At 69.2% G+C, this 26,384-nt stretch carries 25 protein-coding genes and 3 pseudogenes; 11 read left to right on the forward strand and 17 right to left on the reverse strand.

Translation table 11 applies throughout. From position 1 onward, the window contains the following. Positions 1–5: 5 nt before the first annotated feature. Genes ACIRB1_RS33750 through ACIRB1_RS33760 form a run of 3 tightly spaced genes read right to left on the reverse strand, consistent with a single transcriptional unit; the run spans position 6 to position 2,844 of the window. The gene (locus tag ACIRB1_RS33750) at positions 6–782 is read right to left on the reverse strand and encodes an iron-containing redox enzyme family protein (RefSeq protein ID WP_403468073.1); all 777 of its coding nucleotides are present in this window, start codon (positions 780–782) and stop codon (positions 6–8) included. After that, on the reverse strand, positions 779–1,771 hold the full coding sequence (locus ACIRB1_RS33755) for a radical SAM protein (RefSeq protein ID WP_403468074.1): 993 nt from the start codon (positions 1,769–1,771) through the stop codon (positions 779–781). Before ACIRB1_RS33755 ends, ACIRB1_RS33750 begins: the two co-directional genes overlap by 4 nt. Continuing rightward, on the reverse strand, positions 1,759–2,844 hold the full coding sequence (locus ACIRB1_RS33760; RefSeq protein WP_403468193.1) for a radical SAM protein: 1,086 nt from the start codon (positions 2,842–2,844) through the stop codon (positions 1,759–1,761). The genes ACIRB1_RS33755 and ACIRB1_RS33760 overlap by 13 nt, the downstream gene beginning before the upstream one ends. 470 nt (positions 2,845–3,314) lie before the next feature. On the opposite strand from ACIRB1_RS33760, the pseudogene ACIRB1_RS33765 reads away from it, so the two are divergent. Then, positions 3,315–3,599: pseudogene (locus ACIRB1_RS33765) on the forward strand (IS5/IS1182 family transposase); the annotation flags it as partial. Between the two features lie 53 nt (positions 3,600–3,652). On the opposite strand, the gene ACIRB1_RS33770 reads toward ACIRB1_RS33765, so the two are convergent. Next, positions 3,653–4,630 carry a sigma-70 family RNA polymerase sigma factor gene (locus ACIRB1_RS33770; protein ID WP_403468075.1) on the reverse strand — a complete coding sequence of 326 codons (978 nt, stop codon included), beginning with the start codon at positions 4,628–4,630 and terminating at the stop codon, positions 3,653–3,655. Positions 4,631–4,734: 104 nt separating this feature from the next. On the opposite strand from ACIRB1_RS33770, the gene ACIRB1_RS33775 reads away from it, so the two are divergent. Together ACIRB1_RS33775 and ACIRB1_RS33780 are read left to right on the forward strand one after the other, a co-directional pair. Next, positions 4,735–5,457, forward strand: a complete 723-nt coding sequence (locus ACIRB1_RS33775) for an SDR family NAD(P)-dependent oxidoreductase (RefSeq protein WP_403468076.1) — start codon at positions 4,735–4,737, stop codon at positions 5,455–5,457. Next, entirely contained in the window at positions 5,447–6,217 is a 771-nt protein-coding gene (locus ACIRB1_RS33780) for an isocitrate lyase/phosphoenolpyruvate mutase family protein (protein ID WP_403468077.1), read from the forward strand. The genes ACIRB1_RS33775 and ACIRB1_RS33780 overlap by 11 nt, the downstream gene beginning before the upstream one ends. Before the next feature lie 575 nt (positions 6,218–6,792). On the opposite strand, the gene ACIRB1_RS33785 is transcribed toward ACIRB1_RS33780, so the two are convergent. Beyond that, positions 6,793–7,146: a hypothetical protein gene (locus ACIRB1_RS33785; protein WP_352185455.1), complete on the reverse strand. Its 354-nt coding sequence runs from the start codon at positions 7,144–7,146 to the stop codon at positions 6,793–6,795. A gap of 147 nt (positions 7,147–7,293) precedes the next feature. Here ACIRB1_RS33785 and ACIRB1_RS33790 point away from each other — a divergent pair, with 147 nt between their 5' ends. Beyond that, positions 7,294–7,530 (forward strand): hypothetical protein, encoded by a 237-nt coding sequence (locus ACIRB1_RS33790; protein ID WP_403468198.1) that lies wholly within the window; start codon positions 7,294–7,296, stop codon positions 7,528–7,530. 399 nt (positions 7,531–7,929) lie between these two features. On the opposite strand, the gene ACIRB1_RS33795 is transcribed toward ACIRB1_RS33790, so the two are convergent. Further along, complete coding sequence (locus tag ACIRB1_RS33795; RefSeq protein WP_403468078.1) at positions 7,930–9,039, reverse strand: NAD(P)/FAD-dependent oxidoreductase; 1,110 nt, start codon at positions 9,037–9,039, stop codon at positions 7,930–7,932. A gap of 369 nt (positions 9,040–9,408) precedes the next feature. Here ACIRB1_RS33795 and ACIRB1_RS33800 point away from each other — a divergent pair, with 369 nt between their 5' ends. Continuing rightward, the gene (locus tag ACIRB1_RS33800; RefSeq protein WP_352185457.1) at positions 9,409–9,543 is read left to right on the forward strand and encodes a hypothetical protein; all 135 of its coding nucleotides are present in this window, start codon (positions 9,409–9,411) and stop codon (positions 9,541–9,543) included. Between the two features lie 203 nt (positions 9,544–9,746). Here the strand turns inward: ACIRB1_RS33800 and ACIRB1_RS33805 are convergent, their stop codons facing one another. Continuing rightward, positions 9,747–12,821: a lantibiotic dehydratase gene (locus ACIRB1_RS33805; RefSeq protein WP_403468079.1), complete on the reverse strand. Its 3,075-nt coding sequence runs from the start codon at positions 12,819–12,821 to the stop codon at positions 9,747–9,749. A gap of 224 nt (positions 12,822–13,045) precedes the next feature. On the opposite strand from ACIRB1_RS33805, the gene ACIRB1_RS33810 reads away from it, so the two are divergent. The 6 genes from ACIRB1_RS33810 to ACIRB1_RS33835 all read left to right on the forward strand — a co-directional run bounded on the left by ACIRB1_RS33810 (position 13,046) and on the right by ACIRB1_RS33835 (position 19,674). Then, positions 13,046–13,198 carry a hypothetical protein gene (locus tag ACIRB1_RS33810; protein WP_352185459.1) on the forward strand — a complete coding sequence of 51 codons (153 nt, stop codon included), beginning with the start codon at positions 13,046–13,048 and terminating at the stop codon, positions 13,196–13,198. 61 nt (positions 13,199–13,259) lie between these two features. Further along, positions 13,260–15,269 (forward strand): B12-binding domain-containing radical SAM protein, encoded by a 2,010-nt coding sequence (locus ACIRB1_RS33815; protein WP_403468080.1) that lies wholly within the window; start codon positions 13,260–13,262, stop codon positions 15,267–15,269. After that, positions 15,266–16,288 (forward strand): DUF692 family multinuclear iron-containing protein, encoded by a 1,023-nt coding sequence (locus tag ACIRB1_RS33820; protein ID WP_403468081.1) that lies wholly within the window; start codon positions 15,266–15,268, stop codon positions 16,286–16,288. Before ACIRB1_RS33815 ends, ACIRB1_RS33820 begins: the two co-directional genes overlap by 4 nt. After that, entirely contained in the window at positions 16,285–17,055 is a 771-nt protein-coding gene (locus tag ACIRB1_RS33825) for a hypothetical protein (RefSeq protein WP_403468082.1), read from the forward strand. The genes ACIRB1_RS33820 and ACIRB1_RS33825 overlap by 4 nt, the downstream gene beginning before the upstream one ends. A gap of 10 nt (positions 17,056–17,065) precedes the next feature. Continuing rightward, complete coding sequence (locus tag ACIRB1_RS33830; RefSeq protein ID WP_403468083.1) at positions 17,066–19,030, forward strand: RiPP maturation radical SAM C-methyltransferase; 1,965 nt, start codon at positions 17,066–17,068, stop codon at positions 19,028–19,030. Then, a complete protein-coding gene (locus ACIRB1_RS33835; RefSeq protein WP_403468084.1) occupies positions 19,027–19,674 on the forward strand; it encodes a DUF5825 family protein in 648 nt (215 codons plus the stop codon). Before ACIRB1_RS33830 ends, ACIRB1_RS33835 begins: the two co-directional genes overlap by 4 nt. Here ACIRB1_RS33835 and ACIRB1_RS33840 read toward each other — a convergent pair. From ACIRB1_RS33840 to ACIRB1_RS33885, 10 genes and pseudogenes are all read right to left on the reverse strand, one after another. Beyond that, positions 19,639–20,406, reverse strand: coding sequence for a Stf0 family sulfotransferase (locus ACIRB1_RS33840; RefSeq protein ID WP_403468085.1), 768 nt, complete (start codon positions 20,404–20,406; stop codon positions 19,639–19,641). The two genes, ACIRB1_RS33835 and ACIRB1_RS33840, sit on opposite strands and share 36 nt — an antisense overlap. Before the next feature lie 127 nt (positions 20,407–20,533). Continuing rightward, positions 20,534–20,839 (reverse strand): putative quinol monooxygenase, encoded by a 306-nt coding sequence (locus tag ACIRB1_RS33845; protein ID WP_201106393.1) that lies wholly within the window; start codon positions 20,837–20,839, stop codon positions 20,534–20,536. A 329-nt stretch (positions 20,840–21,168) separates the two neighbouring features. Next, the gene (locus tag ACIRB1_RS33850) at positions 21,169–21,732 is read right to left on the reverse strand and encodes a type 1 glutamine amidotransferase domain-containing protein (protein WP_403468086.1); all 564 of its coding nucleotides are present in this window, start codon (positions 21,730–21,732) and stop codon (positions 21,169–21,171) included. A 40-nt stretch (positions 21,733–21,772) separates the two neighbouring features. Next, positions 21,773–22,618 carry an aldo/keto reductase gene (locus ACIRB1_RS33855; protein ID WP_403468087.1) on the reverse strand — a complete coding sequence of 282 codons (846 nt, stop codon included), beginning with the start codon at positions 22,616–22,618 and terminating at the stop codon, positions 21,773–21,775. A 45-nt stretch (positions 22,619–22,663) separates the two neighbouring features. After that, the gene (locus ACIRB1_RS33860) at positions 22,664–23,857 is read right to left on the reverse strand and encodes an alcohol dehydrogenase catalytic domain-containing protein (protein ID WP_403468088.1); all 1,194 of its coding nucleotides are present in this window, start codon (positions 23,855–23,857) and stop codon (positions 22,664–22,666) included. A 58-nt stretch (positions 23,858–23,915) separates the two neighbouring features. Then, positions 23,916–24,041 (reverse strand): annotated as a pseudogene (locus tag ACIRB1_RS33865) (DJ-1/PfpI family protein); the annotation flags it as partial. Between the two features lie 133 nt (positions 24,042–24,174). After that, the gene (locus ACIRB1_RS33870; RefSeq protein WP_403468089.1) at positions 24,175–24,588 is read right to left on the reverse strand and encodes a heme-binding protein; all 414 of its coding nucleotides are present in this window, start codon (positions 24,586–24,588) and stop codon (positions 24,175–24,177) included. Positions 24,589–24,858: 270 nt separating this feature from the next. Then, positions 24,859–25,187: pseudogene (locus ACIRB1_RS33875) on the reverse strand (transposase); the annotation flags it as partial. Positions 25,188–25,463: 276 nt separating this feature from the next. After that, a complete protein-coding gene (locus tag ACIRB1_RS33880) occupies positions 25,464–25,784 on the reverse strand; it encodes a hypothetical protein (protein ID WP_403468090.1) in 321 nt (106 codons plus the stop codon). Positions 25,785–26,042: 258 nt separating this feature from the next. Continuing rightward, positions 26,043–26,327 carry a hypothetical protein gene (locus ACIRB1_RS33885; RefSeq protein ID WP_403468091.1) on the reverse strand — a complete coding sequence of 95 codons (285 nt, stop codon included), beginning with the start codon at positions 26,325–26,327 and terminating at the stop codon, positions 26,043–26,045. Between the last annotated feature and the right edge of the window lie 57 nt (positions 26,328–26,384).

Raw genomic sequence — 26,384 nt, forward strand, 5'->3', positions numbered from 1 at the left:
ACGGCTCAGATCAGTTGCGGCACCGGGTCCGGGGCGGACGCGAGGATCTCCTCGAACAGCACCGAGGTCGCGCGCAGCGTGTGCAGCGCGCTCACGCCCAGGGCCGTGTGATGTTCCGGGCCCAACGGCAACTGGTCGATGGCCCGCATCAGTTCGTCCCGGTGCCGGATGTCGAGCGCGGCGTGCCGACGTAGCGTGCGGAAGCCGTCCGCCGGATAACCGGTGCGCCGTTGGAGCATCTCGGCGAAGTCGGGCGAGGGCGGATAGCCCTCCAGTACCGCGATGTGGCCGAGCAGGCAGACCGGATGGTGGTGGCGGATCCAGTAGTACTGGGCGCCGACCAGGTCGGCCGCGCCGGTCGTGGGCATGGTCCGCAGCGGTTCGTCCGGGTCGCGGCCGATCGCGGCGAGATCCTGGCGCAGCCACTCGTCGTGTCCGCGTTCCTCCCGGATGTGCCGGGCGAGGTAGCTGGCGGTACCCGCGGCGACCGGGTCGCCGCCGGCCTCCGCCAGGGCCCGCGCCCGCTCCAGCGCGGTCTCCATCAGCGGGACGGTGGCCCGGATCGCCATGTGCAGGGCGCAGAGGTAGCGCGGATACAACTCCCCCAGCTCCGGTGAGTCCCAGACCCGCGCGGAGAGCTTGAACAGCCGAGGCATCAGCAGCTCGATCTTCGCCCGGAGCAGCGCGCTGTTGGTGGGGACGGGTGCAGGTGCGGGCTCGGGCGCGGTGCTCGTCGCCGTGGACACATCGTCTGCGTGGTCTGCTTCACGGTCGTTTCTCATGCCGGTGTCCCCTTTGCCAGCAGGGGGATCGCGTCGAGCAGCGGGTCGTCCTCGTCCGGCCGGACCCGGCGGGCCATCGCCCAGCACAGGCCGCAGATGTCGGAGAACCCGCGATCCGCGAGATCCCGGAACTTGGGATGGAGAGTGAGCGGACCGGCCCCCGCCTCGGCCAACACCCGGTAGAACGGGTGCTGTTGGAAGTCGTCCACGGCGGTGCCGACCTCGTCCCCGGAGTGACACTGCTTGCGGAGAAGCGCGGGTCCGGCGCCCATGACCACGGACTCGTTGCAGCAGACACTGACGCGTCCGTCGTAGCGGACGACCGGCGAGATGACGGAGTCACAGGCGCCGAAGACGCGGCCGGGGTGGCGGGTGCCCGGCTGGAAGATCTGGGCGCCGCGGCCGTGCGAGAGCCCGGGGGTGGGAACAACTTCGGCGTGCCGCGCCCAGGAGTCGCCGAAGGCCAGGGCGAGGAGCTGCCTGGCCCGGTCGGGGCCGCCGTCCTTGTCCACCACCTGTACGACGATGGGCAGTTGGTGGTCGCCGATGGCGCGGGCCGCGTTGACGAAGCGCTCGGGGCCGGTGCCTGCCTCGTGGTAGGCGTCGGTGCTGAGGTAGACGCAGACGCAGCGGTCGAGGACATCGTGGATCCAGCGGGGCGGGTCCGGTGCCGCCGCCCAGATGCCGCTGGTGTAGACGACGACGTCCTTGCCCGCGGCGGCGATCCGCTGGGTCGCGAAGGTGAGTCCCCGGCGTTCCACGAAGGGCTCTCCGCCGGAGATCCCGATCATGGTGCGGTCGGGGTCTGCGCAGAGCCGTTCAACGATCGCTTCGAAGAGGGTGAAGTCGGTGATCCGCGGACTGTCGGCACGCGAGTCCACCGAGCAGTGCGCGCAGCCGACCGGGCAACGGTCCGTGATGAACAGCAGGGCACTGGCGCCCGGGGTCACGCGGATACGGCTGATCTCGTCATGGGTCATCCGGCGCATGCCAGGTCCTCCTGTGGCGTGTGGCCGAGGGCGACGAGGTCGGCGTAGCCCGGAACACCGAAGCTGCGGGCGAACGACATCGGCCCGGCGTCGACCAGCGCGCGGTTCACCAGCTCCTCCACGGCGACGGTCGAGGGCTTGCCGACCAACTCCCGTACACCGGGCCTGATGTCGGGGGCCTTGGAGAGCGTGTAGCAGGTGTCGCAGTAGCCCGCGCTGCCGCAGCCGCCGCCGAGGCCGTCCGCCAGATAGCGGGGGCCGAAGGTCCGTACGGCCCGCATCATCGGTGATTCCAGGGTTCGTTGCTTGATGGTGGCCCAGTCGTCGCGTGCGATGTGCCCGAGGTAGAGGTGCGCGGGCAACGGCACCTTGCCGTCCATCACGTCCTGGTTGCCGCAGCCGGTCACCTGCCCGTTGAAGCCGACCACCGGCCAGCTCGCCAGCGCGCACGGTTCCGCCGTCACCGGCTGCGCCGTGCCGGGGTGGCGGGCGAACCACTCCCGGGCACGGCCGACAGAGGCCAGCGGAATGACGAGCATGGGCACTTGGTCGTCGAACTCGCGCCGGACGGCACCGGTGATGTCGGCCAGGTAGGGGTCGTCCGGTCCGAGGCCGGTGAGTTGCAGGCTGACGTCCTTGCCGTCATCGATCAGCTCGTGCAGCACCCGGAAGACGGCCTCCCGCGGGACCTCCTCCTCGTGGAAGCAGTCCAGGCTGGCGGAGAAGTGGTCGACCGCGTCGATCGCCGCCCGGACCGAACGCGGGATACGCGGCTTGCGGGCGAAGAACAGTCCGGACAGCACGTGGGTGTACGAGCCTTTCGCGCGGGCCCGTTCGGCGATGTCACGCACCAGCGCGGGACGCAGCAGCGCCTCGCCGCCCGACATCAGCACGAACTTGGGATGACTCTCGACGGTGAACGTCTCGGCGAACCGCAGGAACATCCGGGCCGGGTACTCCTCACTGTCCATCAGCGACTCCGTGGAGCAGTGCCGACAGTGCAGCGGACAGCGCCGGGTGAGCCCGATGGACACGGCCGCACCGGGCACGGACCTGTACTTGAGGAACTCCATCAGGTGCACGTGGTTACCCCTTCCCAAGGGCGTCGCACGGTGTCTAACCGTCAGAGGAGAGCCTGGCGCGCCGCAAAGGGGTTGTCGCGTGCTGTTCCGCTCAGCGGACCGCCGGAGCTTCTCCCTGGAAAGAGACGAACTCCAGGACACGGCAGCCGACTTGGGAGAAGCGAGAGAGAACTGCCTACGGAGAGGAGAACGGCCTGCTTCCGGGCGGCCAGAACCGTCTGCGCCCGCTCGACCGAATTCGTGTTGTGGGCCTTCGTGTTGTGGGCTTTCTCCTCCGCCAACTCGCGCTTGCGGCCGGTGATCTGCCTATGCCGGCAGGCGGTCTCCGCCTGGTACCAAGCGGAGACGAGGTCGCTGGTCTGCCTGCCGTCGACGTCGCCGGTGACCCACGACACCTCCGCCCTGGCCGGCTTCGAGCCGGTCTCCTCCCGAGCGGTGATCGACTCCTCGCACGTCCGCGCGGCCCCAAAAGCGGACCCGGCCCGATCGACGGAGCACGTCCGGGAAGCAAGCACCGCCTCACCACCGACGGCCAGGGCATCCCGCTCGGTGACGACCACGACAACTACCGTCGCCTGCTCCGGCAGCATGGGATCTGCCCCGCGAGCGCGAAGCAGGGCGAATCTCACGGCACTGGTCCGGGCATCTTCCGCTACGTCGTAGAGCGCACGACCGCGTGGCTGCATGGCTTCCGCCGCCCGCGCATCCGCTGGGAACGACGCGACGACATCCACGGAGCATTCCTCGCACACCGTCTGTCATCACCCACCGGCACGTCCAAAGGCTTTGCCAGGGCCAGTCAGTCGAGTGTCCGGGGAATGCCGAAGTACGGCGCGACCGTCGTCTCGAACCGGGTGAACTCGCAGATCCGGTCGCCGGCGAGGCCGATCACCACGACGCCGACGAGACGGAGAGTGCCGGTGACCCGGTCACGCGTGTACTCGCCCCAGGCGGGCTGGCCGTTCGCGCGTACGGGCACCAGGCGGTCGATCCGTCCCAGCAGGGTGCGGATCACGCTGAAGAAGCGGTGCACGGCCTCGCTCCCGCGGTACTCGAACGGCAGCGGTGGCATCCGCACCCAGATGTCGTCGGTCATCAGCGCGATGAGCGCGTCGACGTCCAGTTCGGTGAACGCGGCGACGAACCGGTCCAGCAGTTCACGCTCATCCGGTCCGCCGGGTGCGGGCGGTGCGGTCTGAGGTGAGTTCATCCTGGCGCGAGCGCGTTTGAGGGCGCTGGCAACGGCGTCCTCGGTGAGCCCCAGCAGCTCGGCGGTCTCGCCGGCGCGGTACCCGAGCACATCGCGTAGCAGCAGCACCGCGCGCTGGTTCGGCGGCAACAGTTGCACGGCAGTGACGAATGCGAGCGAGATCGCCTCGCGGGATTCGTACCGGGCCTCGGGCCCGGGCGCCTGGTCGGGGCGCTCCGCAAGCAGCACGTCGGGATATGGCTGTAGCCAGGTCACCTCGCCCAGCCGACTCGGCTGCGGCAGCGGTAGCGACTCGGGAACCGTGACCGGCTGACGGCTCGCCGAGCGCAGTTGGTTGAGGCAGCGGTTTGTGGCGATGCGGTAGAGCCAGGTGCGCACCGACGACCGCCCCTCAAAGCCGTCGAGACCGAGCCAGGCCGACAGCAGGATCTCCTGCAACGCGTCCTCGGCGTCCTGCAACGAACCGAGCATGCGATAGCAGTGCGCGCGCAGTTCGCCGTGGTGCGGCTCGACCAGGGCGCTGAACGCGTCCCGATCGCCGCTTCGGGCCCGATCGAGCAGTTCCATCCGACACCTCCGTATGGATCCTCTCCTGTACTGACACCGGTGGTCGCTGAAACTGGTCGCTGTCCGAGCGCCCGGTTTTGGGCGGGGGCCGTGTCAGTAGAGGCATGACCATCACCGACAAGACGATTTTCGTGACAGGCGCCAGCCGGGGCATCGGCCGGGCGCTGGTGGAGGAAGCCCTGCGGCGCGGCGCACGGCGCGTCTACGCGGCCGCACGCCGGCCCGTGGCGTCTCCGGACCCCAGGGTCACGCCCGTCACCCTCGACGTGACCGACGCGGCGCAGGTGCGGGCAGCTGCCGAGAGCCTGACCGAGCTCGACGTACTGATCAACAACACCGGGGTGGCGCTGATCGACGACCTGAGCGAGGTTTCCGCGCTCGAACAGCATCTCGCCGTCAACCTCTTCGGCACCTACGCCGTGACCCGGGCCTTTCAGCCGTTGCTGGTCCGCTCGCGAGGAGCGATCGTCAACGTGCTGTCGCTCGCATCGCTCGCCGCGGTGCCGATCACCCCGGCGTACGCGATTTCCAAGGCGGCCGCGTTCTCCCTGTCCCAGTCGCTGCGTGCCCTGCTGGCGCGGCAGGGCGTGGCTGTGCATGCCGTGCTGCCCGGGCCTGTGGACACGGACATGATCCGCGACTGGGACATCCCGAAGACCTCGCCGGCCGACGTGGCACGGGCCATCGTCGACGGCGTCGAGAACGGGGAGGACGAGATCTTCCCCGACCCGATGTCGGCGGCGCTGGCCGAGGGTTGGCGCAACGGGCCGGTCAAGGCACTCGAACACCAGAACATGGCACTGCTGGGGAGTGACAATGCCGCTTGAGAACAAGGACTTGAAGGCGCATGCCGTGCTGTTGCGCGAACTGCATCACGCCGACGAGACGCTCGTGCTGCCGAACGCGTGGGACGCAGCCAGCGCCAAGATCATCACTGACGCCGGGTTCCCTGCGATCGCCACCAGCAGCGCCGCGTTCGCGGCGATGCTCGGCTACCCGGACGGCGAAGCCGCGCCGTGGCCGGAGATGTTCGCCGCGGCCGGCCGGATCGCCCGTGCGGTGGCGGTTCCCGTCACCGTGGACGCCGAGGCCGGATACGGCCTGCCGCCACAGGAATTCGTGGACCGGCTGCTGGAAATCGGCGTGACCGGCTGCAACCTGGAGGACACCGACCACCGCACGGGCGGACTCGTCGACGCCGGTGCGCAGGCCGAGCGGCTGGCGGCCGTCCGATCCGCGGCGGAGGACGCCGGGATTCCGATCGTGATCAATGCCCGTGTCGACGTCTTCCTGCCGGCGTCCGGTGTGGCCGACGCCGACCGGGTCGCGGAGGCGACCCGCCGGGGCAGCCGCTACCTGGCGGCCGGTGCCGACTGCGTCTACCCGATCGGCGTCGGCGACGAGCGGACCATCGCCACCCTGGTCGCCGAGTTGCCCGGGCCGGTCAACGGCAACACGAGGCCCGGAGTGCTGGGCTTGGCCAAGCTCCGCGAGCTGGGCGTGGCGAGGGTTTCCTACGGGCCGCGGTTCTACCGCCAGGCTCTGGCCGGTCTGGAGGCCGCGGTCCGTCAGGAACTGCCGGACTGACCGCACACGGTCACGCCGCGCACCATAGTGTCGTGGTTGCGCGGCGTGACTGGCTGGGAGACGTCCGCCAGGACACCGACGGCAACCGGCTGCGGAGACCCGCCGTCTCCCGGCCGGCCGCCCCGCGAAGCTCAACGCGACTACCCGCGCAGGAGCCGCCCAGCGGATCAAGGATGGTGCGATCCCCGAGCAAGTCGCCGTCGAACTCGGGCCGTTCGCAGGGCAGGAGAAGCAACTCGTGGGAGGTGTAGACCCGTTCCAGGACCGGCCGCTCCGACCAGGAGCGCCGGGTCTCGTCGAGAACGAGCCGCGAGCACTCGAACAGCGCGCCGCCCCGCGTGGTCGGACACGCGTACAACTCCGTCCGGAGACGTGACAGTTCCGCGAACGCATCCCGCAGGACACTCTGATGCACCAGCCTCACGACACGGCCTTCGCGCTGTTCCACTCTGTGACGGAGCACCGGACCAGACGAAGGCCGCCTTCGTCTCCACTGAACTGCGAAAACGCTGATCAAGTTCGAGTCGCGTTCGACGCCGGACCATGAACGTCAGGGTAAGACTCGTTCCTTAAGGTCAAGGGGCGGGAGTGAACCAGGCGCGGGACGATCTTGGCGCTACCAGCATGAGGATGACAGCCACCGCGTAGATGATCAGTGCCCCCCTGTACACGCCAGGGGCGCTGCTGGCCGAGATGGCCCCCACACCGATGATGATCGCAACAACCCGGGCGCCGCGGTTGCCCTGCCATAGTCCGAAGGCCGTCGCGCCCGGCAGGAGCGCGACAAGGATGAACAGCAGACCAGCAGGATCGCCTTTTGCGAAAGAGACCAGGATCGCTATCACGAGGATGGCGACGGCCGGCAGTGCGGTGAGGGCGATCACCGCCATGACTGGCGCCGGTGGTCGGCGTAGCTCATCTGAGGTCACCTACCAAGGGTATTGACGCCGGGCTGGGACGGGTCCCGAGTCACGCCAGCCATCACATCACCCGCACAAGGGACTTGGTCGAACGATGCTCAAATATGATCGCCCGTACAGGTATTTTCCGGACATGACTATGGTCTTCGTCTGATCATGTGCTCCGACCAAGATGCACCGATCAAGACCAAGGCCGTGAAGGTGAGTCCGCTGCCATACGTCGATCCCGGGGGAGCGTTCGCGCAAGCATCACGCTTCCGCGACGACCTGTTCGCCTGTCTGACCGCGCGCGGGGACGAACTGTTCACCCCGGCCGATGTCACTGACCGGAACGCGGCCACGCATGCCTTCTTCCGGCTCCACCTGATGCATCCCGAGATCGCGATCGTCTGAGCGGACTCCCCCTACGCGGGCGGGCTGGTCGACTGGGCGAAGGAACGACTCGACATCGAGATCAAAACGGTCCAGCGCCCGCCGGGGGCCAAGGGCTTCGTGGTCCTGCCGCGCCGCTGGGTCGTCGAGAGGTCGCTTTCGTGGAGCATGCGGGCCCGTCGCCGCTGCCGGGACCTTGAGGGGTTGCCGCAGGTCAGCGAGACGCTCATCACCTGGGCGGCCATCCCCCTGATGACCCGACGACTCACCCGAAAGCCGACACGCCGTCCCACGCGGGCATCGACCGCCGACCGTGATGGCGGCGGCTGCCTGACCACCATCCATCCCATCGTCGTCAGACCCGGCGGTGCCCAGGATCGCCCGGAGAGCACCTGCCTGGTGGCGCCGCCGCCCGGGTCGTCAGGAGGGGAACCGCTCGGGTCGAAAGTCCGCGAGCAGCTCGTCTCTCGTTCCGCTGAGGATCTCCGAAGCCAGCAGGCGGCCGATCACCGGCCCAAGCGTGATGCCGCTGTGGGAAACGGCCTCGTAGTAGCCGGGCACGGATGCCACCGCTCCCACCGAGGGCCATCCGTCGGCAGGGATGGGCCGGTCGACGACTCGTGTCTCTGCGATACGGGAGTTTCCGAGCGCGGGGACGACGTAGCGCGCCGATTCGTGTAGCAGCTGTGCGAGTTGACCTTGGTCTTCGACGGTGTCGATGAGTGCGTCGATCTCGCGGCTGTGGAGGACGACCGAGGTGTCTCCGGCAGGACGAATCTCGATGTGAGGCGCGTGCATGACCCGGTGAACGGGGACCTGAGCACAGTCGATCCTGGTGACGACGCCGGGTTCCCGGCGCATCGGCAACCGGCGCGGGAGGAGTCCTGCGACGTGGGAGGCGCTGGGGCCCGCCGCGTTCACGACGATGTCGACGTCGAGATGGTTCCCATCGGACAGAGCAACTGACCGGATGCTTCCATCGGCACTGGTGCCGATGTCGCGTACCGCGTTGCCGGACCGGAGCTCGGCACTGGATGCGACGGCCTGGCCGACCAGGCGGCCGACAAGATGACGTCCGTGCACCCAGCCTTCGTCGGGGTAAAACAAGACCGGTACATCGTCGGGCATCATGAGAGCCGGTTCGAAGCGGCTACGGACCTCGGCCCCCGTGTACATCTCGACCCGGTAGTCCCAGGCGGCCAGCAGTTCGGCTGTCTCCAGGAACTTCGCCTCCGCTGTGGGATCGTCTGTCCAGCGCAGGTGGCCGCTGGGATACCACCACGAGTCCGGCCCGATGGTCCCGGCAAGCTCACGGTGAGCTGAAATACCCGCGACGTTCAGGTCGAAGTAGGACTTGCGCGCGGTCTTGTTGCTCGCGTTGACCCACGAGAAAGACCAGTTGGTGACGCCTTCGCCCGGCTGGCCTGCGTCGATGAAGACCACCTCGGCGCCGTGCCGGGACAGGTTCCAGCCCACACTCGCCCCGATGACGCCTACTCCGATGACAGCAACACGTTCAGGCCGCTTCACGGATCCGCTCCTCACGAACGGCCCCTTCCCAGATCACAGGCGAACTCCCGTTTCCAGCTCCGGCACCAGCAGTCCTCTCGTCGTACGACAGGCAGACGACAATCACGCTAGCCAGCAACGCAGATATCGCAACGTGTATCAACCTGCCGACCGCACCGCCCAGTTCGTTACCGCAGCGGCCGGTCCTCTGATCAGTTCGTGACCGGCTGTACTGCAACGCCTCCCGGGCGACCGGAAAGGTCGGAGCCGCGGCCGTCAGCCTCGACGGCACCCGAAGCACCAAAGGTCGACGCCAACGCCGTTGACACGGGCGCCAGTTGCACGGCCACCGCTTGGGTGAAGTGTGCCTCGGCGAGCACAACGCAGACGGTGCTGTCGGCGGACGGTCACTACGTCAGCGTGCTCTATCCGCAACTCGCGGGCGGCAAGCTCGCGTACACGACCCGCGCCACGGACACCGACTCCGCTCCGCCGCAGGGCCGAGCATCACCGGCCCCACGGTGACCGCCTGCACCTGATAGCAGGTCATCGCGAGCCATGACACATCCGCCTCAACGATGTCGCTCTTTGTGAACGGCGCCCTCGCCGGAACAACGTCCTTGTCCACAACCGAGATCTCAGCGCCCTACGCCCTCCAGCCAGATGCCGGTGACGGGACAACCAGGCGTCGTCCCGCCTCGCCGCCGCATCAGGGTGCGCTGGATCCCTCAGGTGGTCCGTGCTGTCCAGCTCAGTGCCGCCGCCCTGGCCAGGTGCAGGTGTACGCGCTCCTCGGGAAGCCCCGGCCCGGACATGCGGACATGGTGGAGATGCAGCAGGTCCGACAACAGGTCCTCCGGGAGCGGCGTTTCCGTACCGTCAAGCGCCGCGCGATAGGCGGCCAGCGCGGCGCGACGCGCGGTCCAGCTCGCTGCGACGCGCACGTCACGAACCGGGGTACCGAGGGCCCGGGACGTGAGCGATGCTGTCGTCAGCGCGATGGTCTCGTCGTACACCGCTCTGGAGGGAGCGTTCCTGTCCGTCCGCGTGTGCCCGATCAGCCAGCGCATCGCCTTCGCCTCCTCCCCCAGCATGCCGACGGCGATGTCCACCATGCTCGCGGCGGTCACCGCACGGGCGTCCGGAGCGCCTTGACCGGCCTGCGCGGTCAGCTGGGCGAGGACGGCGACCGAGTCCGCGGCGAAGTACGCCTCGGCCGCTTCCGTCGCCGCGGGGCCGCCGTGGCGCGCGGTCTGCGGCTGGTAGGTCTCCAGGCTCACGTGGGTGATCAGGCCCGCGTGCCGAAGTCGCCGGGCCCACTCGCCGACCTGCCCGACAGCGTCTCCGAGCGAACCAGGCGGGCAGTCCAGCCGGAGACGGAGGTGGTCCTCGGGATCGCGGTGGCGGACGAACCACCAGCGGGGCTCACCCAACTCCCGCAGCAGGGAGGGCAGATGACGGGTCAGGACGGCGTCCTGTCGGTCGCGGTGTCCGTGCAACCGGACGGAGAGCAGGTTGCCGCAGCCGGGGAGAAGACCGTGCTCCGGGCCGACGACGTGGCCCGTGTCTCGGACCGGCGGGCGGGGCCGGTCCGCCGCGACCAGGGGTATCACGATCTCGTGGGCGCGGCCGCCGGTCCAGCTCAGGTCCCCGGGTCTCGGTGCGGCACGGAGCAGCGCCTTGCCGTCGCGTTCCAGGTGGGTTCGGAGCAGGACCCGGTGCGAGGGTTGTGCCAGGTCCAGGTGCATGCGCCGGTCTCCGTCCCCCAGGTACACGTGCTCGGGCAGGTGCACATCGCGACGCCATGCGGCCAGGGCCTCGTCCCACCGCGGCCATGGCGTCCGCGCGCCGGGGAGGTCGTCGTGGCCGAGTGTCCAGCGAGCCGGGGACAGTACGGTGCGCCCGTAGCGCAGTGCGGGGAGAAACGGCAGACCGGACACGGCCGCTCCCCACGAGAACCCGGTGCACGGGACGGTCAGTGCCACCGGTGCCTCGGTCAGGAACCGCGCGAGCGGATGGGTGTGCTGGGTCAGATCCACCGCGTTCGGCAGCATCGTGTGCACCGGGCGGCGACGGGAGACCGAGACCAGGTGCAGTTGTTCGGCGTCGGCGGTCACCGCCAGGTCCGTCACGGGCAACTGGCCCGCGTCCGGGCCGTGGCAGCCGTCCAGAGGGATCACCCACTCCGCGATCCGCGGGGTGCGCGCGACGTTCGCCGAGCGGACGTACAGCGGAGTGGTGTCGATCTGCGCGATCAGCGCGTCCTGTTGTACGCCGGGCAGGCCGGCGTAGACATCGGTCATCCGTCGGCGGTCGTCGGCGTCGAAGAGGTGAAGGAAGCGCCCGGTGGACGTTCCGGCGGCACGGGCCACCCCCACGACATGCAGGGTGAACTCCCCCTTTTCCAGGGCCGATTGACTCTCGGCGTGGATCCGCACGGTCACCTCGGTGCTGGGCTGCACGGGCCTGTCGGGATCCGCCACCTCCAGTTCGTCGATCGCGGCGTCGTCGAGTCGGACCTCGTGGCGGTGCACCATCGCGGCGGTGTACGCGAGCTTCAGCAGCCGGCTGTCGCGGGGGGTGAGTATCGGGCCCGCCGCCTCAGCTCCGGCTCCGGCCCCGAGGTAGCCGGAGGGGTAGCCGAGTTGCTCGACGGCGACCAGGACGGGTACCGCCGCTCCCGGGCCGTAGCGCTCGAGGAAGTTGCCGTGCCAGGCGACCCAGGCGGGACTCAGCGCGGCCCGTGGCGCCAGCCGCGTGAGCACCGCGGCGGCCGTCGCCGCCTCCTCGGCCACCGCGTCCGGGATCACCAGGTCCCAGTCCAGTCGCAGGTCGAGGGCGAGCGCGGGTTTCGCGTCGGGGCACAGTCGTGTCATCGCGGCCGTGACCTGTGCGCGTTCGGCACAGGCGCCCTCAGGGGTGGCGGTCGCGCCGTCGTGCCGTGCCAGGGCCGACTCGACCTCACGCAGCCCGGTGACGTCGGCCGCGGGCAGGTGCTGGACCTGACCGAGCAGGGTGGCGATCGGGTCGGAGGCCATGACCGCGGGACGCAGACTGGTGACCAGGAATCGCTGGCGTACGAGGTTCGCGAGCAGCCTCTCGATTCCGGCGGGCGAGGCGGCCGGGAAGCCGGCGGAGAGCTTTTCGGCGAGAACCGCCCACAGTATCGGTGTCCGCGCGCCGTCCATGGCCGCGCGGACAGGTCCGGTCGCACGTATCCCCACGTGCGCCGGGATGCCGTCGTCCGTGCTGCTGGGGCGGTACTCGATCACCAGGCGTCCGTCGCGCTCGAACGCGAGGCCGGAGGCGATCAGCGTCATATGAGGCCGGAACGCGCGGTGTTCCTCCAACCGGTCGACCAGAGCCGCGGTCCACACCGCGTCCGGTCTGGTGACCGTCCGGTGCCCGGTGCCCGCTCGCAGCACGGGAGTTGCCCCTGTGCGGGCGGCCTGGACACCGGCGAACAGGCCGAACGGAGTGGCACGTGAGCGGGCACGCAGCAGATAGCGCAGCACCGAGAGCACCGCGCGCCGCACGGCGGGTTCCGGCACCGGCTCGCCGACGCATATCTGCTGTACCCGTCTCATCAGGTCCGGGCTGGAGAACTCGACCGCCGCGGCGAAGTCGGCGGTCTGCCAGACCTGTTGAAGCCACGCCCGCCACGCTTCCCGGTGCGCGGACAGGCCGGTCAGGTCCGGCCAGACCATCCGGTGGTCGGGACGCCGGACGGCCGCGCGGACCACGGCCGCGTCGACATGGCGGTACAAACAGCCCTCCAGCAGCACAGCAGTGTTGTCCGTCATCTTTCCGAACCGCCCGGTGACGAGGGCGAATATGAGCCATGGTCATGTGGACGGCTGCTGCGCACCCTCGGTGCCGGTGCGCGTTCATGAGTCACTGACCTGGCTGAATGTCGTCCCGCCCAAACGACGACGTATGGGCTGTTGGTGCGCGCGCGGTGTGGCTAACGTGAGCGCCCACACGGTAAGCAGCACATTTCCATCACCTTCACGAAGGGGAGAAATCCATGACTGCTGCATCTCCTGAGAATCTCGTCGATGAGGAATTCGGGGAGCTCGAAGAACTCCAGGTGATCGACTCCAGCGAGCTGAAGCTCGGCGCGGCGTACCACACGTACACCTACATCGCGGCGGAGAGCACCGAGGACATCCCCGAGTAGGACGAGCGGGGGCCAAGGCAACTCTCCGACGGATGAGCCCGGTGGGACGAGGAGGTGGGTCGTGCCGTCCAGCACGTCAACGGACCGTACCCGCACCGACGCCCTGTTGATCTTCCCGCCGCAGACCGAGGCCCGGTTCTTCCCGTATCTGAGCCTGCCCTACCTGACCGGCCACCTGCGCCGCCGGGGCCGGCGGGTGCACCAGGCCGACTTGAACATCGCCGTGCTCCACGAGCTGCTGCGCCGTCCCGCACTGCTGGACGACGCGGTCCGTGCCCAGGTCACGGACGACGACAGTACGGCCGGGAGCGACTGGTACCGCCGAGCGGTGGCCGACGTGTTCGCCGCGCACATCGGCGACCTGCGTGCCCACGTCCTGCGCAAGGAGCCGACCGGCGACCTGGGCCCCGACCGTGCGGTCCGGCTCGCCGGCCTGGCTCTCGAACTCCTCGTCCGCGACACCTTCTTGGTACGGACGTGGGAGAACCTCGGCCGGCTCGACGATGCCGTACGCCGGGCCGCGGCCCGGCCGCCCGCCGCGTCCGACGTACCGGTCGCGTCGCTGCACCGCCTGGTGGCCGAGCTGCTCGGCCGGCATCGCCCCAGGGTGGTCGGCCTGTCCGTGGCGTTCTTCAGCCAGCTCGCGCCCGCACTGCTGATCGCCGCCTGGGTCCGGCGGCTGGCACCGGACACCCGGATCTGTCTGGGCGGTCAGCAGGTGATGCTCCGCCACGACAGCCTCGCCCGGCTGCCCGGCGTCCTGGAATCGGTCGACGCCCTGTGCCCGACCGCCGGGGAAGAGCCGCTCGAACGCTGGCTGGACGCGCTGGACGGGACGGTGCCGCTCACCGCCGTGCCCGGCATGACCTGGCTGTCACGCTCCGGGGCCGAGTCACGCACAGGGCCGCCGGTGACCTTGCGCTTCCGTGACCTCGGACCGCCCGACTTCGCCGGACTGCCGTTCCGCTCCTACCTCAACGACGCCCTGGAGCTGGCGATCGTCTCGTGCGTCGGCTGCTACTGGGGGCGGTGCGCGTTCTGCTCCTACGGCAACAGGGCGCTCCCCCAAGGCGGTTACCAGCAGGGCACCGCCACCCAGATCGCCGACGCGGTGGAATCCGTGGTCCGTGCCACGGGAACCCGGTATGTGTCGGTCGCGGACGAGAACACCAACCTGCGGCTGATCCTGAAGGCGATGCGCATGGCCCGGGAACGCGGCATCCGGGTCCGGTTCGGCGTACGCGGCCGGCTGGAGGCGATCCTGACCGACCCGGAGTTCTGCCTCGATCTCGCCGCGGTCGGCTGCGCGATGATCTCGGTCGGCTACGAGGGCACCTCCCAGCGCCTCCTGGACCGGATGGACCGGGGTGTGCGCGCCGCCGACTACCAGCGGATCCTCGACAATCTCGACGCGGCGGGCATCACCGTCCGGTTCACCGTGATGGGCCAGGTGCTGGACGAGACGCCGGACGAGTTCGAGGCGTCCCTGCGCTTCCTCGTCGACAACGAGCGGCGGATCGGCATCGACGCGCTGGAGCTGATGGTCGCGGAACCCGGCAGCAGACTCGTGGGCAACCCCGAGGGGTACGGGCTCACCCTCGACGCCACGGACCGCCTCGCGGGCAACCCCGAACTGAGCTACCTGGCCGGCCGGGTCGGCCACCCCTTGTCCGTCCGCGACGGCCCGACACGCACCGAGGCACTGGACCGGCTCGTGCGGATCTTCCACACCGTCACACCGGGCCGTACGAAAGCCTCGGCCTCGTCGCACCCCGCCCAGAACGACCGTCGCGGGGCCGCCCTGGCAGCCCTGCGCCCGCACACGTGGGTACGCACCGTGCCCACGTCCGCCGACGACCGCACGGCCGACCGCGTCACCCTCGCCGACGTCGTCCGGGAGCGGTTCTACGCACTCCCCCGCGACGACGTCGAACAGCGCCCCGACGGCCTTCTCACGGCCCGTACCGACCGCGGCGGCCGACTCCTGGCCCGGCTGGCCGACGCCGGGGCGGGCAGCCTCGACGCGAAACCGTCCGCAAGCCCGGCCCCCTCAGCCAGGAGCTCGTCATGACGCAACCGCCGCGCACCACACCCGGCGGCGCCCGCACGGCCACGGCCACGGCCACCGAAGCCCCGCACCGGTTGGGTCTGGGGGTCCTGATGGACATGCCGTGGGGCGGCGGACGCCTCGGCAGGCGCGGCATCGGATTCGTGGAGAGCGACGACGGCGGCGGAGACGTCACCGACCGGGTCCGCGCCTTCCTGCACCGCCACGGAGGCGACTTCGCGTACTCGGCCCTCGCGTTCCAGCCGCGCTCACGCGCCCGCGTACGGCCGGCCGACTATGTGCGCGCGTACGACCGCTTCTTCGAGGCGATGCCCGCCGGGTCAGCCCGCGCCTTCCACCAGACCGAATTGAACATGGGCACGCCCGAGCGCTACGACCGCCGCCCGGCCGCCGAGTTCACCAACGAACTGGCCGCCCGCTACGGCTTCTCCTGGGTCGTCGAGGACCTGGGCATCTGGAGCCTGCGCGGCATACCGATGCCCTATCCGCTCCCGCCGCCGCTGACCGAACCGGGCTTGGAGATCGCCACCCGGAACGTGGCGGAGGCGGCCCGGCTGCTCGAACCGCCGCTGCACGTCGAGTTCCCCGGCTTCACGGAGGGCGGCTCCTTCGTCCTGGGACGCATGGACGCCTTCGCGTACTTCGCCCGGCTGGCGGAGGACGCCGAGGTGAGGGTGACGCTCGACGTCGGGCATCTGCTCAGCTACCAGTGGCTGCGAGGACGTACCGGAAAGAGCATGTACGACGGAATCGAGGCCCTGCCACTGTCCCGCTGCCGCGAACTGCACCTGTCCGGTTGCCAGATCGTGGGCGGCAAGTTCCGCGACCTGCACCACGGCGTCCTGCTGGACGAGCAGCTGGAGCTCACCGAGTATCTGCTGCCGCGCTGCCCGAACCTCCTCGGAGTGTCCTACGAGGACCCGATGTACCGCGAGGACGGGCGGTTGGTCGAGAGGTCCTGGCGGAACTACGCACGGCTGCGGGACCTGGTCGGCGCCTGGCAGCGCGGGGAGGCGGTGTGACCACGGTGGAGCCGGGTACGTCGCTGGACGGCGATCAACTGACCGACCTGCTCATGCGGTTGCTGCTGGACGCGGACCTGCGCTCCCGGCTCGCCGACGAGGGCGCCGAGGCCGTGGCAGCGAATCCCGGCGAGCTGGAGTGCCTGGCCTCTGTCGATCTGTCCGAACTGGACACCACCGCACGCCGGTTGCGCTCCCAGGTCTGGCGGCCCGGCAGCGGCGGCAGCCTCGCGACCACGTTCTCGCGCAGCCTGCGACTGCTCCAGGAAACCGGCGCCACCGAGTCCGGCCTGCTCAGCGGCTTCCTCGGCTCACCGCACTTCGCCCGCTACCGGCTGGTCCCTTACACCGCCCCCGGGTTGTCGGCGGAGGAGGCGTTCGCGTCCTACCTGCTGGACGGCGCCGAGGCACGAGCGCTGCGCGACACCGTGACCCACGAGCTGCTGATCGCCCTGTTCACCTCGCTGACGTGCGAGCAACCCCTGTCGTTCGTGATCGAGGCCGAGGGGATCGTCCCTACGGAGCGCGGCCACGCAGTTGTGCGTACGTATGCGACGTCGTCCGTGGCCACGTGGGGAGCCGTCGCGGGTGGCCGCGCCACGGCGGAGGCCCAGGGCGTGGACGAGGCGCACTACGCGTACTTCACCACGTCCGTCGGACTGGCTCACGGCGTGGTGTCCGGGCGGGTGGCGGAGGCCTTCGAGGCCGAACCGTCGGACCGGCGCGAGACCGCGCGGCGGGCGCTGGCCCGCCGCGGACTGTGGTGACGGGGAGAGGATGCGCGCTTTGCACATCGTGTTGGTGGACATGCCCTGGTCGTCGCTCGACGCGCCGTCCCTCGCCCTCGGCATCCTCAAACACCGCATCCTCGACGTCTTCCCGGACGGCACCGCGGACGTCGAAGTGGTGCACGCCAACCTCGACTTCGCCGACTGGGTGTCCGCTCGTACGGAATACGGCTTCGAGGAGTACGAGTTCTGCTCCACCTCGTACTTCTCCGGGCACAGCGAGTGGATCTTCTCAGGCGCGCTCAACAACCAACCCCGCTGGCGGGTGGCCGAGTTCACGGAACACTTCGGCGAAAAGATGCCGGAGCACATGCTGGCCAAGGCACGGGAACTGCACGAACTCGCGCCGCTGTTCGTCCGGGAGACCGCCGCCAAGATCGCCGCGACCGCACCGGACGTGGTCGGCTTCACCACCACGTTCGCGCAGAACGCGGCGGCTCTGGCTGCGGCCCGCGTGGTCAAGGAACTGGCGCCCGGCACCACCACCGTCTTCGGCGGCGCGAACTGCGACGGCCCGCAGGGCGCCGCGCTGCACCGCAACTTCGAGTACATCGACTTCGTGGTGCGCGGCGAGGGCGAGATCGCGTTCCCCCGCCTGCTCACCGCGCTCCGCGACGGAGACGCCGACGCCCTGGCCGCCATCCCCGGCCTGTGCCGCCGCGATACGCGGGGCCGGTCCGTGGCCCATCCCATGAACGCCGCCCCGCTCCCCCCGGGAGCACTGGTCACGCCCGACTACGGCGACTACTTCGAGCGGCACGCGCGGTCCACCGCGGGCGGCTGGGTGGAACCACGACTCGTGGTGGAGGCCTCGCGCGGCTGCTGGTGGGGCGAGAAGCACCACTGCACCTTCTGCGGTCTCAACGGCTCGTTCATGGAGTTCCGCAGCAAGAACCCGCGGGATTTCGTGGAGGAGATCCTCAGCCTGGTCGAGCGCCATCGCGTGCTCGACGTCTGGGTCACCGACAACATCCTCGACATGGCCTACCTCAACTCCATGGCCCCGCTTCTCCAGGAGTCCGGGTACGACCTGCGATTGTGCTACGAGATCAAGTCAAACCTGCGGCGCGAGCAGCTGGCGACGCTGTACGCGGCGGGAGTCAGCTATGTGCAGCCCGGCGTGGAGAGCCTCAGCACCCGAGTGCTCAAGCTGATGGACAAGGGAGTGACCGGCTGCCAGAACGTACGGCTGCTGCGGGACGCGGAGACCGTCGGCGTCAACCTCAGCTGGAACTACCTCTACGGCTTCCCCGGCGAGACCGAACAGGACTACGACGCGATCGTCGACCAGCTGCCCGCGCTGCACCATCTCGGACCGCCGGCCAATTCCACCCGCCTGAAGGTCGAACGGTTCAGCCCCTACTTCGACCGGCCGGAACTGGGCTTCGACGATCTTCGGCCGGCCTCGCACTACCACCACATCTACGACCTGCCGGAGGCCGAACTCGCCGACCTGGTGTACATCTTCGACTCCGCAAACCAGGGCATCGCGGGCGCCTGTCTGGACCGGCTGCGCACGGCCGTCGCCGACTGGACACGGGCGTACCCGCGCAGCCGCCTGACCCACTGCGACCTCGGCACGCACATCGTCCTGGTCGACACCCGGCCGGGCTTCACCTGGCGGCTGCTCGACCTCACCGACCCGCTCGAAGTGACGGTGTTCCGGCTGCTCGACACACCGCACAGCCTGCCGGCCCTGCTGCGCAAGACCGCTGCCCGGCTCGCGGACACGCCGGAGTCGCCCGGAGAAGTGACCCAGGAGCGAGTCAGCGACCTGCTGACCCACTGGCTCCGCCTCGGCCTCGTCTTCGCCGAGGGCGGCCAGTACGTGCACGTCGCACCCACCGTGGCCAACCAGGACCTGCTGCGCCTCGACGGCGCAGGACTGCACGGGGACGACACGTCGCTGGTCCCCGCCCTGGCCGCCACCGGCGCGGCAGGAGACACCCGATGACGACGGAACTGACGCTGTGGAAGGACCGCGACCCAGCGGCCATGCGCCTGCCGGGCATCTACCACGGCACCCTCGACGCGCCGCCGGACAACCCGGTGCACGCCGTCGGACAACTCGCCGCCGAGGGCGTCCAGTTCGTCCGGGTGACCGAGCCCGTGGACCTCACGGATCCGGACGGCGCATCCGCGGTCGCCGTCCTCCTCCTCGTCCGGGAACTCACCGGCCACGGCATCGCGGTGGACTGGACACTCCGTACGGCCGAACCGGCCCAGTGGAAGGCGCTGAGCCATCTGTACCCTCCGGTGGCCGTCCTCCGCGGCTCCTCGGGAGAGGAGAACGACGCCGGCGTCGTCACCGCGTGGCGCGGCTCCTTCCACATCGCGAAGTGCGGTTACCGTCGCGGTCCCGGCTTCCTGGAGATCCGCGACCATCGCTGGGGCTCCCTCCGCCGCCTGGTCGTCAACGCCCCCCGCAGCACGGCTTTCCAGAGGCTGCTGGACGGCGTGCCAGCGGTGGCGTCGGCGTCGACGGAGCGGGTTCTGGATCGTCACCTGCGCGAGCACCTGGTCCATCGCGCCGGGCGTTACGTGTGGTGGACGCCCTACCGGCTACGGCGCTGGCCACTCAGCACGACCATCCCGTAGGAACCTCTCGACCCACTGTTCCGTCAGCTCGTCGGCCTGGCGCCTGATTCCCGGAGCCGGCAGCGACGCGGGCGCGCTGACGCCGAGGAAGTCCAGACAGCCGCGCAGTCCCGCTTCGTAGTCGGTGACGAGGTCCTCGTAGACGACGGTGTGCGGGGTGACTCCGTGCCGCCTGAAGTAGTCCTCCCAGACCGCGGCGTCGCGGTCGAGCATCCGCAGATGCCGGCGGATGTCCTCATAGCCGTACCGGGCAGCGGCACGCGCGCGCCCCTCCGGCAGAAAGGTCCCGTCAAGGATCCAGACGCCGGTCTGCTCGGCCATCGTGTACGACACGGCCTGCCGTAACCGGTCCTTGCGTTGGATCCAGATGTACCGGGGTGCTTGGAGGATGTCGTACGGGTCGGCCTCCAGGCTTCCGAGGTGGCCCGCGTGGATCCGCAGCCCGAAGACGCCATTGGGGCTGGTCCTGCATGCCATCAGCCGCCGCACATAGCTCGCTGCCAACTTCTGCGGATCGTCGGAGTCGAACCCCCACCGCTCGAAGTAGTCCAGCACGAAGGCGTCGGCGAAGTAGTCCTCGGCGAAGCCGGCCAGCCCGGTGTGCCACAGGGCACGCCCGAGCATGTTGCTGCCGCACCGGGGCGTCGACGCGAGCACATAGCGGACCGGCGGCAGTCCGGTGAAGTGAGGGAAGTCGAACTCCGGGCCGTTGATCCGATAGCGCAGCACCATGGGAACACCTTCGCGCCCGGCACCGGTCGTTGTCATCGGTGTTGCCGGGTGCTCGTCCCCCGGCCGTGTGGCCATAGGGGCGGAGGCGGACGCGCGGGCCGGCCGGCCGCCCGGCCGCAGACGGTCTTCAGGGGAGTTTGTGGGCCAGGACGTCGAGTTGCTGGACGGAAGGCGGTTGGGCGAACAGTTCGCCGGCTCGTTCCGTCAGGGCACTGCCCAACCGGCCTGCGAGGTGTGTCTGACGTGCGTCGTCGTCGGGAAAGGCGTCGAAGATCGCGAAGGTGGACGCGTTCAGGCGCACGGCGAACCACGCGATGGTTCCGGGCTCCTCCTGCACGAGGGCAAGGCCCTCACGAAGAAAGGCGGCGACTTCTTCCTCCTTGCCAGGCAGCGCCTCGACCTGTACGTGCAGCGCGACGTTGATGTCGGCCATGATGGGACTCCTTTCCGGTGCCCAGCCGCTCGAGACGGCCCGGACACTGCTGTGACCGGTTGGGATCGAACGGGTCCCCGACCCCACTGATGCTGCTTTCGTTTCTTTTTTGTCACTTTGCCCGGATGGGTGTGCCTGATGGATGTGCAAGACATCGTCCCGTCCGTGCCGAGCCCCCACGTGTCCCCGCCGATGGCGGGTGCCGCCTGCCGGGCTGAAGCGCTCAGTGATGTTCAGAGTGACGGGCCTGTGGGGAGTGCGGCGCGCGACCACGTGCCGCCTGTGTCCCGCCGATGACGAGAGGGAACCCGTGGGCCTAATCCACCGGATCAGCTGGGCGCGGGGTGGTGTGCCCGCGCGAACTGTTCCACGATGGCGGCGCAGAAGGCGGGCAAGTCGGCGGGACTGCGGCTCGTGACCAGTTGCCCGTCGACGACCACCTCTTGGTCGACGACCTCCGCGCCGGCGTTGCGCAGATCGGTGCGGATACTGGGCCAGGACGTCAGGCGGCGGCCGCGCACAGCGTCGGCTTCCACCAGGGTCCACGGGCCGTGGCAGAGCGATGCGACCGGTTTCCCGCTGGCCATGAAGTTCTTGACGAACTGCACAGCGTCGCGGTCCATCCGCAACTGGTCGGGGTTCATGGTGCCGCCGGGCAGGAGCAGAGCGTGGTAGTCGTCGGCGGAGGCGTCGGCGACCATGCGGTCCACGGGGAAAGTTCCGGCCGCGTTCAAGTCGAACTGGCGGGCCTGGATCTCGCCGGGGTGGAGCGAGACAATCTCGGTCTTCGCGCCTGCGCCCTGCAGCGCACCACGCGGTTGGTCGAGTTCCACGCGCTCTACGCCGTCGGTGGCCAGAATCCCCACCAACATCCCCCGGAGTTCCTGTGTCATGGTTCGGCTCCCTTCACGCTTGCTGGTTGTGAGGTGACTTTCAGAGCACCTCCAGCGGCGTGGGGCCGCCGGGCGGTCGGAACGCCTTGTCCAGAGCGTCGAGCGCCTCGGAATGAAGATGGAGGTCCATTGCGCCGCGGATCTCCCGAATGTGGTCGGGTGATCCGGAACGCGGGATCGCGGCTGCCCCTTGTGCCAGCACCCAGGCGAGTGCCACCTGGGCCGGCGTGGCTCCCAGGGATCGGGCCACGGCACCCAGGCCTTCGGCCTTCAGCAGCCGGCCCTGCTCGATCGGGGAGTAGGCCATGACCGCCACCCCGGCCTCGCGGCACCAGGGGAGCAGGTCCCACTCGACGCCGCGCCGGGAGAGGTTGTACAGCACCTGGTCGACAGCGACCGCGTCGCCGCCGGGGAGGGCGGTCAGCTCGACCATGTCGTCGACGTCCAGATTGCTCACGCCCCAGTAACGGATCTTCCCGGCGTCCATGAGGTCAGTGAAGCCCGCAAGGGTCTCCTCGAGTGGCCACCGTCCCCGCCAGTGCAGCAGGTAGAGGTCCAGTTGTTCCGTGCGGAGGCGGCGTAGGCTGTCCTCGCAGGCGGCGACGGTGCCCTGCCGGTCGGCATGGCCGGGCAGCACCTTGCTGACGAGGAAAATCTCCTCCCGGCGTCCCCGGAGGGCCTCACCTACGAGCTCCTCGGCTGCGCCGTCGCCATACATCTCCGCCGTGTCCACGACGGTCATGCCCAGGTCCACACCCAGCCGCAGTGCGGCGATCTCCTGTTGACGCCGGGCCGGTTCCTCGCCCAGGTACCAGGTGCCCTGACCCAGCGCCGCGATCTCCTCACCGGAGGGGAGCGCAAGCTTTCTGGCCGATTCCGCGGACATCTTTGGCCTCCCGTCTGTAGTGCTGGTGGCCGCGCGCGTGCAAACTCAGGCGGGAATGAGCCCGTGTGGGTCGATGATGAACTTTTCGGACACTCCCGTGTCGAAGGTCGCGTAGGCGTCGGGGGCGTCGTCGAGGTTGATCACCTTCGTGTTGAGCATGGCGCTCAAGTAGGGCATGCGGTCCCACAGGATCGCCATCATCAGCTCGCGGTTGTAGTGCATGATCGGTGCCTGCCCGGCGGCGATCCGCGGCGACTTGATCCAGGCCTTGCCGAAGTCGATCGGGTACGTTCCCTCTTGCTCGGCCTTCGACTTCGCGAGCGGGTCGGGGCCGTAGACGCCGATGACTCCGGTGGCTCCGCCCGCGCGGGTGGCGTCGATCACCTGGTTGAGGGCGTAGGCCGGGTCCATGTCGTCGGCCTCGCGGCCGATGCCGTGCGCCTCGGTGCCGACGTAGTCGACTGCGCAGTCGACCATGGGTTCGCCCAGGATGGCCTCGATCTGGTCGGTGAGCGCTGCGTCCTGGTTCAGGTCGATCGTCTCGCAGCCGTTCTTCTTCAGCAGCTCCAGGCGGTCCTTGTTGTAGTCGCCGACGATGATGCAGGACGCCCCGAGGAGGCGTGCTGCTGCTGCGCCGCAGCGGCCGACGGGGCCGGCGCCGGCGAGGTACACGGTCGAGCCCGGTTTGGCACCGGCCTCCATGAGACCGTGGAACGCGGTGGGCAGGATGTCCGAGAGCAGCGCGAGGTCACGGATCTTCGCCATGGCCTGGTCCCTGTCCGGGAAGGTCAGGAGCTGGAAGTCGGCGTAGGGGACGAACAGGTACTCGGCCTGGCCGCCGGTCCAGTCACCCAGGTTGAAGCCGTACGCTCCGCAGGCCACCTTGGGGTTCGTGGTCTCGCAGACGTCGGTCCGGCGTGCCCTGCAGTTGCGGCATCGTCCGCAGGCGACGTTGAACGGGACGGAGACGAGGTCGCCCTCGCCGAGAAACTCGACGTCGGGTCCGACCTCGATGACCTCCCCGGTCATCTCGTGCCCCATCACCATGCCCTGGGGCACCGGGAAGGACCCGCGGTAGATATGCAGGTCGCTCCCGCAGATGTTGGTGGCGACGATTCTGAGGATGACTCCGTGCGGGGCCTTCTTCCCGTTCGGCATCTGGAGCTTCGGGAAGTCGAGGGACTCGACGCGCATGTCCTTCGGGTTCTGGAAGGTGACGGCGCGGTTGCTGCTTGCCATGACGATCTCCTCTGCTGATCCACGGGGACTCGGTCGTGGGAGTGCCGGATGTCATTTCGAAGGCGGGGAGGTCCTGCGGGCTGCGGCCGGAGAGCAGCCGGCGGTCGATCACGACCTCCTCGTCGACGATCTCGGCGCCGGCGTTGCGCAGGTCAGTACGAATGCCGGGCCAAGAGGTGAGGCGGCTGTGCCGGTACCGGACGTCATGTATGCGGACCTGGTAGTCGTCCAGCCCGGTTTGTTCTTGGCGAACGGAAAGTCTCCAACGAGCGGCCGCGCTGATGGCTCCGCTGATCACGGCATGGCGGGGCCAGTCCTCAGAAGGCCTTCGCCGCAGCCTCGGCCACGGTCTGGTCCTGCTCACCGCTGCCGCCGCTGACGCCCACGGCGCCGACGATCCGGTCGCCCTGCCGCAGCGGAACACCGCCCGCGAAGATCATGACGCGTCCGTTGTTGGATGCGTTGATCCCGAAGAACTGGTCACCGGGGCCCGCGTTGGCGGCCAGGTCGGCGGTACTGATGTCGAAGGCCCGGGACGTGAAGGCCTTGCTGATGGAGATGTCGACGCTCCCGATCCAAGCCTCGTCCATCCGGATGTGTGCGACGAGGTTGCCGCCGACGTCGACAACAGCGATGTTGCTCGGCGAGCCGATCTCGTCGGCCTTGGCCTCCCCCGCAGCGACGACTCTCCGGGCGTCCTCCAGGGACACGGACTCCGTCTTGATGGTCACGGCAAGGTTCTTTCTGCTGTGGGTACGCGACTGTACTCACAGCCTGGTGCACTCCGACCCTGCACGCCTCCGCCTACCGGGCCGAACCTCGCGTGCTCCGGTGCGCACGGCAGGACCACCCCGAGGAGCGATCCAAGCACCCGTGGCTGCGCAATGGATCCCCAGCCCGGGTAGCCAGGCAGGGCCCCGGGAAGGTTTCGGAGTGGACGACCGCGAGCTACCGATCCGCACCCTGCGCGATGTGGACTTCCCAGCCGACGGGAGCGAGTCACGGTGGTACTTGTCGTGGTCGTACCCGCGATCAGCCAGGACAACATCCGGCCGCCGACGTGGCCGGCCGCGCTTGCCCCGCACGGACGGCACGGCCTGAAGCAGCGGGATGAGCTGGGGGACGTCGTTGCGGTTGCCGCCGGTCAGGGTGACCGCGAGCGGGACGCCGGTGGCATCGGTGATCAAGTGATGCTTGCCGCCGCTTCCGCCCCGGTCAACAGGGCTTCGTCCCGTCTTGGAGCCCCTTTTGACGCGCGGATGTGGGAGCCGTCGACGGCGGCTCGGGAGAAGTCCAGGGGGTCCGCGCTGCGAAGCCTGGCGAGGAGAACAAGGAGTCCCACGTTCATGCGAGGCTCTGGTCGTTGCTTCCGGCCGTCTCCATCCGCAGGCGATTGCTCATCGTCAAACGCGTTGCGCGTCTCGCGAATCCGCGACACACCTACGGACGAGGCAGCTGGTCAATTCCGGGCACCGACGGTTGGCGTAGGACCGGGCCGAAGAGATCGATGACGCCTGACCACTCCATGATCGGACGGCGACGGCCGTGGCCGCGCACCCGCCGTCGGCCCCAGGGGCGCGCGGCGGGTTGGACCGCCTCCTGCAAGTCAGGCGATCTCGGAGTCGATGCCGGTGATCACTGCGGGACCGAGCGGCACGTCTTCCGCGTCGAGTCCGGCCTCCCGCAGCGCGGTGTCCGCGAGCCTCCGGGCCTCGCGCTCCGCGTCGGCGTTGGTGTCCGCCTCCACGGTGAGCCGGAGGGCGAAGGTGTTGTCGTCGTTGACGGAGAGCACGTCCAGGTCCTCGGCACTGCCCATCCTCGTGCCGTGCGGATCCGCGGGCCGCAGCGCCCGCCCAAGCCGCTGCCTCGCCGCGTCGTCGACGCCCGCCGTGAAGGTGCCGGGCACGGTGATCACGTAGGTGGTCATGAGAATCCTTCCGTCGGGTGCAACATCGCATACCCCACATCACGACGAGGATGACGATCTCCCGCCGAAGGGCGAAACGTTGGCGGTCGCGGGACGCGTGATGAGAGGCGAACCTCGCCGCCGCCCGCCACTCTCATACACGGGAGGGACGTGGTCCCTCGACCCCACGCGAAGATCACGCTAAGCAGTCAGACAAGCACGATCGACAGGTCCGCGCCGTAAATCATCCGAACCGGTGCCAGGGGAAGCGCGGTTGGCCTACGGCAGCTCGGCGAGCCAGAACTCGTACCCGGCGTCGCAGTTGATCTGGCCCTTGGTGTGGTCGATGGACGGTTCGGAGCCGTCGGTGGAGTTGGCGTCTCCGCGCCAATCTCCAGCTTGAGCAGCTGGAGGTTCGCACCGTAGCCCGGCTTGGACAGGTAGTCCGGGATCTGCGACTACTGGGCGGGCGGATAGTCGCGCAGCACACGGGAGGTGAACAGTTCGGCGAGGAGCGACGCACCTCCGCCTCCCCGCACTCTCCCGGCGCGGGCTCATCCCCATAGGTACTGGAATGTTGATAACATCCAGATGCTATTGTCATTTTAAATGGGAATCGCC

Origin of the sequence: Streptomyces sp. NPDC096013 (assembly GCF_044763565.1) — a bacterium.
In the GTDB taxonomy this organism is placed as follows: Bacteria; Actinomycetota; Actinomycetes; order Streptomycetales; family Streptomycetaceae; genus Streptomyces.